At 70.1% G+C, this 4562-nt stretch carries 4 protein-coding genes and 1 pseudogene; 2 read left to right on the forward strand and 3 right to left on the reverse strand.

Annotation, left to right across the window (positions count from 1 at the left end; translation table 11 throughout):
• From AC1D01_RS22025 to AC1D01_RS22035, 3 genes and pseudogenes are all read right to left on the reverse strand, one after another.
• Positions 1 to 492 (reverse strand): annotated as a pseudogene (locus AC1D01_RS22025) (ATP-binding protein); the annotation flags it as partial.
• Entirely contained in the window at positions 485 to 1216 is a 732-nt protein-coding gene (locus tag AC1D01_RS22030; RefSeq protein WP_477870058.1) for a response regulator, read from the reverse strand. The gene AC1D01_RS22030 and the pseudogene AC1D01_RS22025, both read right to left, overlap by 8 nt.
• 22 nt (positions 1217 to 1238) lie before the next feature.
• Positions 1239 to 2618 carry an ABC transporter substrate-binding protein gene (locus tag AC1D01_RS22035; protein WP_477870060.1) on the reverse strand — a complete coding sequence of 460 codons (1380 nt, stop codon included), beginning with the start codon at positions 2616 to 2618 and terminating at the stop codon, positions 1239 to 1241.
• A 133-nt stretch (positions 2619 to 2751) separates the two neighbouring features.
• Between AC1D01_RS22035 and AC1D01_RS22040 the strand changes: the two genes are divergently transcribed.
• A complete protein-coding gene (locus tag AC1D01_RS22040) occupies positions 2752 to 3999 on the forward strand; it encodes an ABC transporter substrate-binding protein (RefSeq protein WP_477870062.1) in 1248 nt (415 codons plus the stop codon).
• A gap of 85 nt (positions 4000 to 4084) precedes the next feature.
• Positions 4085 to 4562, forward strand: a 478-nt coding sequence (locus AC1D01_RS22045) for a carbohydrate ABC transporter permease (RefSeq protein ID WP_477870064.1), incomplete at its 3' end; no start/stop codon positions are given.

Raw genomic sequence — 4562 nt, forward strand, 5'->3', positions numbered from 1 at the left:
CAGCGAGGCCTCCACCCAGCTCTCCGGCAACTCGCGCAAGCTGCGGCCGTCGTCGGCCACCACCAGCGTGTCCGGCCACGCGAACGCGGCCTCGAACGACGTGGTGTCGCCCACCTGCGCCAGCAGCCGCTCGCGCACGCTGCGCACCACCGTCTCCGACAGCCGCGACGGCGCGAACGCACCGGTCGCCACGCGCGCCCGGTTCACGTTGACGAAGAAGCGCGTGCCGCCCATCGTGCGCAGCTGCTCGATCAGCAACGGCCGGTACTGCGCCGGCAGGTCGCGAAAGAAGCGGATCGCGCCGGCCGCGCTCTGCGCCGTCTGCTGCGCCGCATCGCGCGCATCGCGCAACGCATTCGCGCGCAGCTGCCAGGCCCAGATCGCCGTGCCCAGCAACTGGCTCAGCAGCACGCCGGCCACCATCACCAGCATGATCCGCCCGCGCAGCGTGCGCGGCAGCAAGCGCTGCGACCAGGCGCGCCAATCAATCATGCGAAGCCAGCACCTCGACCGAGAACACGTAGCCGCTGCTGCGCACCGTCTTGATCAGCGCCGGCTGCTTGCCGTCATCGCCCAGCCGCTGGCGCAGCCGGCTCACCTGCACGTCGAGCGAACGGTCGGCCGGGCCGAGGTCGCGGCCGCGCGTCTGCTCCATCAGCCGCGCCCGCTCCATCACCTCGCCGGCATGCTCGGCCAGCAGCCGCAGCAGGTCGAAATCCATCGCGGTCAGCGCCAGCGGCTGGCCGTCCGGCCCGGTCACCGTGCGCTCCAGCCGATCGAGCCGGAAGCCGGCAAAGCGCAGGTAGCGCGCCGCCGCGCCGCCCTCGGTCTGCCCGGCGCGCCGGTGGATCGCCTTGATGCGCGCCAGCAGCTCGCGCGGGTTGTACGGCTTGCCGATGTAGTCGTCGGCACCGAGTTCCAGGCCGACGATGCGCTCGGTGTCGTCGGCGCTCGCGGTCAGCATGATGATCGGCAGCGTCGGTGCGCGCTGCCGCACCATCTGGCACAGCGCGAAGCCGTCGGTGTCGGGCAGCATCACGTCGAGGATCACCAGGCTCAGGTCGTCGCGGTAGCGCTCGAAGCCGCTGCGGAAGCTCGCGCCGTCGGCCGCGAGCTGCACCACGTACTGGTGCTTCTCCAGGTACAGCTTCAGCAGCTGCCGGGTCTTCTGGTCGTCGTCGACGGCGAGGATGGTGCGCTTGCGGGCGAGGGTCATGGTGCAGTCCGGGGCGCAGTCTTCAAGGAGAAGCGGGCGACCGCGCCGCGCTGCGGATCAGCGCCACCAGGCGCTCCTGCGCGCGGGCGGGCGTGACGGCGGGGTCCTTCAGATAGCGGTGCAGCGCATCGGCCAGCGCGTCCTTCGTGGCCTCGTCGGCGGCCATCCGGTGCGCGATGCTCGGCAGCTGCGGGCTGTCGGCGCGCTTCAGCGTCTGCCACGAGTCGCGCGCGCACTCGTCGAGCTGCGCCGGGTCGATGTCGTCGCGCACCGGCACCGAGCCCTTGGCCTGGTTGTAGGCGAGCTGCGCTGCCGGCGACACCACCACCTCGGCCATGCGCTCCTGCTCGGGCTCGCGCTTCTTCGTGCCGACCAGCATCGCCAGCGTGTCGATGCTGTACAGGTGCATGCCGGCCGTGCCGGGCACCGGTGCGCAGCCGTAGTCGCGGCCGGCCTGCGCGCCCCAGGCGGTCAGCTCGCCGCCGGTCCAGTCGCCCATGATCAGCATGCCGGCATCGCCGGTGAAGAGCTGGCGCGCCGATGCGGTCCAGCGCTGCTCGATGGCCGTCTCTCCGTTCAGGCGCCGCAGCCAGCGCAGCCGCTCCAGCGCTTTCATGACGCGCGGGTCCTGCCAGGCCTGCCAGCGCTGCGTGGCGGCCAGCTCGGCATACAGCGCCGGCCCACCCTCGGAGAGCAGCAGCGTCTCGAACACGGTGGCGATCTGCCACGGCTCGTCACTCCATGCGAACGGTGCGATGCCGGCGCTGCGCAGCGTGGCCGCCGCCTGCTCGACATCGCCCCAGCCCTTCGGTACGCCGAGCTTCAGCCGCGCCCACACCCGCTGGTTGTAGAACAGCGTGTTGATGCGGTGCACGCCGAGCGGTGCGGCGACGATGCGGCCGCGGTGCGTGATCACGCGCTGCACCACCGGGAACAGCGACTGGCTCCAGCGGTTGCGCTGCGCCACCTCGTCGAGCGGCAGCACCAGGCCCAGGTCCGACCAGTCGGCCAGCGTGCGGCCGATCACCTGCGCGGCGTCGGGCGGGTCGCGCGCCAGCACGCGGCTGTTCAGCACCTTCATCGCGCCGCCACCGCCGCCGCCGGGGATCGCGGCGTCGTTCCAGACGATGCCGCGCTTGTCGAGCTGCTGCACCAGTTGCTCGACGGCGCGGCGCTCGCCGGCCGAGGTCCACCAGTGCAGCACGTCGAGGGTCTGGGCCTGCGCATGGATCGCCGCACCCGCGAGCAGCAGAAGCGTCAGGGCAAACCCGCGCCACGCGTCTTTCGAATCCCTGCGAATTGCAATGTTGTGTAAGGCGCGGGGCGCGGCACGGCCCTTCGCGGCGCCTGCGCAGGCGCGCAGTGCAGCGTAAGAAAGCGTGAGCGCGTCCTGTCGCCTCATGGTCGGAAATCCCTGGAATGACAAGCACTTGGCCTCGTGCAGCGGTGTCGCGCGCGGACCCTTGTGCGGGCCTCGTGTCACACGGCGGCCGATGGTACCTTGCGCCCCGCCCATCCACCGAAGGAGACTGCCCATGACCCGCCCCGTTCGCACCGCACTGGCCTGCGCCGCACTTGCCCTGGCCGCCAGCGCGCAAGCCGGCTCGCTCGTCATCGAAAGCTGGCGCACCGACGACAAGGCGCTGTGGGACGAGGTGCTGCTGCCGGCCTTCACGAAGGCGCACCCCGGCATCACGGTGAAGTTCTCGCCGACCGCGCCGCCGGAATACAACTCGGTGCTGAGCGCGCGGCTTGCCGCGGGCAGCGCCGGCGACCTGATCACCTGCCGCCCGTTCGACGTGGCGCTCGACCTCTACAAGAAGGGCCGCCTCGCGAAGCTCGACGGCGAGCCCGGTCTCGCGAACTTCCCCGATTCGGCCAAGGTCGCGTGGCAGACCGACGACGGCAAGGACACCTACTGCATGCCGATGGCCTCGGTGATCCACGGCTTCTTCTACAACAAGAAGATCTTCGCGGACGCCGGCGTCACGCCGCCGGCCACCGAGGCGGAGTTCTTCGCGGTGCTCGACAAGATCAAGGCGCAAGGCAAGGTCGCGCCGATCGCGCTCGGCACCGCCGACCAGTGGGAGACCAGCCAGATCGTCTTCACCGGCATCGGCCCGAACTACTGGAAGGGCGAGGAAGGCCGCCGCGCGCTGATCGCCGGCAAGAAGAAGTTCACCGATCCCGAGTTCGTCGACGTGTGGGCGACGATGGCCAAGTGGTCGGCCTACCTGCCCAAGGGCTACCAGGCCGAGACCTACGGCGACTCGCAGAACCTGTTTGCCTCCGGCAAGGCGGCGATCTACCCGACCGGCTCGTGGGACATCGCGTACTTCGAGAAGGAGCCCGGTTTCGAGTTCGGCGCGTTCCCGCCGCCGGTGCGCAAGGCCGGCGACGCCTGCTACATCTCGGACCACACCGACATCGGCATGGGCATCAACAAGGCCGGCAAGAATTCCGCGGATGCGAAGGTGTTCCTGACCTGGCTCGCGTCGAAGGAGTTCGCCGAGCTGTACACCAACAAGGCGACCGGCTTCTTCTCGCTGGCGAAACATGCAGTCGACGTGAAGGACCCGGTGGCGCGGCAGATGATCGGCTGGCGCGCGCAGTGCAAGTCGACCATCCGGCTGAACGCCCAGGTGATGAGCCGCGGCGAGCCGAGCATGGAGAACGAGCTGTGGACCGTCAACTCGCAGGTCCTCAACGGCAAGCTTGCGCCGAAGGATGCGGCCCAACGCATCCAGGCCGGCTTCGCCAAGTGGTACGCCCCGCAGAAATGACGTCCCCCCCGAAGCGCTGCGCGCCTCCCCCCGAGGGGGCGCCCCTGGTGGCCCGGCAAAGCCGGTTCCACGGGGGCCGCTGGGTATGAAACGCTTTCCGTGGCATGTGTTGGTGTTCCTGGCACCGGCCGTGCTGGTCTACACCGCGTTCAGCGCCTGGCCGCTGGTCGACACGCTGCGGCTCAGCGCCTACGGCACCGGGCCCGACGGCGCGGTGTCGTTCGTCGGGCTGCAGAACTTCCGCACGCTGCTGCTCGATCCGCAGTGGTTCGAGAGCTTCCGCAACGCGATGGTGAACAACGTCGAGTTCTTCGTCATCCACTCGCTGGTGCAGAACCCGGTGGCGCTGGTGCTGGCGGCGCTGCTGTCGCTGCGCGGCCTGCGCGGCGCGGCGGCCTACCGCACGGTGCTGTTCCTGCCGACGCTGCTGTCGGTGGTGATCATCGGCTTCAGCTGGCAGCTGATCCTGTCGCCGCTGTGGGGCGTCACCGAGAAGCTGCTCGGCTTCGTCGGGCTCGAGCGCTTCTTCGGCCCGTGGCTCGGCATGGAGGAGACCGCGCTGC

The organism is Rhizobacter sp. P3_B12 (genome assembly GCF_056402895.1).

Coding starts and splice junctions, on each gene's coding strand:
- AC1D01_RS22030 (WP_477870058.1), bottom strand. CDS start 1,216: ATGACCCTCGCCCGCAAGCGCACCATCCTCGCCGTCGACGACGACCAG.
- AC1D01_RS22035 (WP_477870060.1), bottom strand. CDS start 2,618: ATGAGGCGACAGGACGCGCTCACGCTTTCTTACGCTGCACTGCGCGCC.
- AC1D01_RS22040 (WP_477870062.1), top strand. CDS start 2,752: ATGACCCGCCCCGTTCGCACCGCACTGGCCTGCGCCGCACTTGCCCTG.